General features: G+C 35.3%; 2 protein-coding genes and 1 pseudogene. 1 reads left to right on the top strand and 2 read right to left on the bottom strand.

Going from position 1 to position 1957, the window contains the following annotated elements:
- Positions 1 to 114: 114 nt before the first annotated feature.
- Complete coding sequence (locus WBN20_RS13230) at positions 115 to 1098, bottom strand: YpdA family putative bacillithiol disulfide reductase (RefSeq protein ID WP_424282039.1); 984 nt, start codon at positions 1096 to 1098, stop codon at positions 115 to 117.
- 254 nt (positions 1099 to 1352) lie between these two features.
- Here WBN20_RS13230 and WBN20_RS13225 point away from each other — a divergent pair, with 254 nt between their 5' ends.
- Positions 1353 to 1778 (top strand): HPP family protein, encoded by a 426-nt coding sequence (locus WBN20_RS13225; RefSeq protein WP_424282038.1) that lies wholly within the window; start codon positions 1353 to 1355, stop codon positions 1776 to 1778.
- On the opposite strand, the pseudogene WBN20_RS13220 reads toward WBN20_RS13225, so the two are convergent.
- Positions 1775 to 1957 (bottom strand): annotated as a pseudogene (locus WBN20_RS13220) (ribulose-phosphate 3-epimerase); the annotation flags it as partial. The gene WBN20_RS13225 and the pseudogene WBN20_RS13220 overlap by 4 nt on opposite strands.

Genomic DNA, 1957 nt, shown 5'->3' with positions numbered 1-1957 from the left:
TTCTAAAACTGCTTTATACATGCTTTCTTTTTCAGGTGTCATCATTCCCCTGACAAGGGTTCCGGCACCTCCATGAATGGCCAGGGCAATTTTTTTCATATTCTTGAGCAACTCTTAATTACTGATTTCGGATTCTTTTTTCCGCAAAATATTTTCAATAATGATCTTTGCGTGTACTCGGGAATTTTCAATAAACCATTTATGAGTTTCCATACCACCGCAAATAACACCAGCAAGGTAAATTCCTTTTATATTGGTTTCCATGGTTTCCGGATTGTAATTTGGTAATCTTTTCTCATCTTTCGATAACTCAATTCCTATACTTTCCAGAAATTTAAAATTTGGAGTATAGCCTGTTAAAGCCAGGACAAAATCATTTTCTAAAATAATTTTTCCCTCTGGGGTTTCCAACTCAATTTCTTTTTCGCGAATCTCTTTTACGGTAGTGTTATAATAGGCTTTAATACTTCCCTCTTCAATTCTATTCATAATATCTGGACGAACCCAGTATTTAACCCGCTTGCCAACTTCAGGGCCTCTGATAATCAGGGTAACTTCGGCACCTTTTCGCCAACACTCAAGGGCAGCGTCAATTGCCGAATTACTTGCGCCTACCACAGCCAGCTTTTGACTGGCATAGAAATGAGGGTCCTTGTAATAATGAGATACTTTTGGGAGTTTTTCCCCGGGAACTTCCAGGAGGTTTGGAAGGTCATAAAATCCTGTGGCAATAGTAATACTAGTAGCTGTATATGTATTTTTAGTTGTTACTACTTTAAAACCTTCTGTGCCTTTTTCTATAGTCTCAACTTTTTCAAAGAGGTGAATCTTTAACTTATTGGAGGTAACAATTCGTCTGTAATATTCCAAAGACTCATTGCGCTTTGGCTTTGCCTCGTTGCTTATAAAAGGAATGTCATCTATTTCGAGTCGCTCTGAAGAGGAGAAAAACTGCATGTTCACGGGATAGTTAAATAAGGAATTTACTATCGGCCCTTTCTCTATAATCACATAACTCAAACCTTTTTTTTGAGCTTCGAGCCCGCATGCTATTCCTATCGGTCCACCACCAACAATCAAAAGATCAAATCTATCCATATGTTTCCTTATAATAGCGGTAAAATTTAGCAAGATTATAGGTAGGCGCAAAGCTATGTAATTTATTCTTAAACTTATCAAAGAAAGCATGCAAAGCCAAGAAGGCTAACAAAACAAGTAGCATTACATTAAAATATCAGAACCTCAGAAATAATATAAAAAACTAAAATATAACCATAATTAACATGACTTATATCATTCTTTTTGTTTTTGATAAAACTGATCTTTATTAAATAATATTTAAATTGAAAGTCATGAATGTCCAGATTGAGCTCCCCGTTTCAAATATAATGACCACAAACCTTATAACACTTGATGTAAAAGAAAGTTTAGATAAGGCAGAACATTTATTTAAAAAATATAAAATACGGCATATCCCTGTGATTGAAAATGAAAAAATTATTGGGATGATAAGCTTGAACGATATACTCCGAATAAGTTTTGCCGATGGTGCGTATAGGGAAGAGGAAAATATTTCTTCATCTATTTATGAAATGTTTACATTGAGGCAATTAATGATAGGAAACCTGGAAACCGTTACACCCGATTCAACAATTAAAGAAGTTGCAGAATTACTTGTAAAAAGGGAATTTCATTCCTTACCGGTGGTGGAAAATGGCAAATTAAAAGGTATGGTTACTACCACAGATTTGATTAAATACCTCCTAAAACATTGCTAAGTATTTGCAATATTTGCAATATGTGAAATGGTGACCGTTGGATCCTGTGAGTTGAAAACAAAACTTCCCGCAACCAAAACATCTGCGCCAGCCTCTATTAGTGCTTTCGTATTGTCTGCATTTACTCCGCCATCAATTTCTATTAACGTTTTGGCCTTTTTTTCATTTTCAATCACAGG

Origin of the sequence: Eudoraea sp. (assembly GCF_049665975.1) — a bacterium.
GTDB lineage: Bacteria > Bacteroidota > Bacteroidia > Flavobacteriales > Flavobacteriaceae > Eudoraea.
The sequence above is the reverse complement of the archived record's forward strand: the minus strand, read 5'-3'. Positions and strand labels throughout refer to the sequence as shown.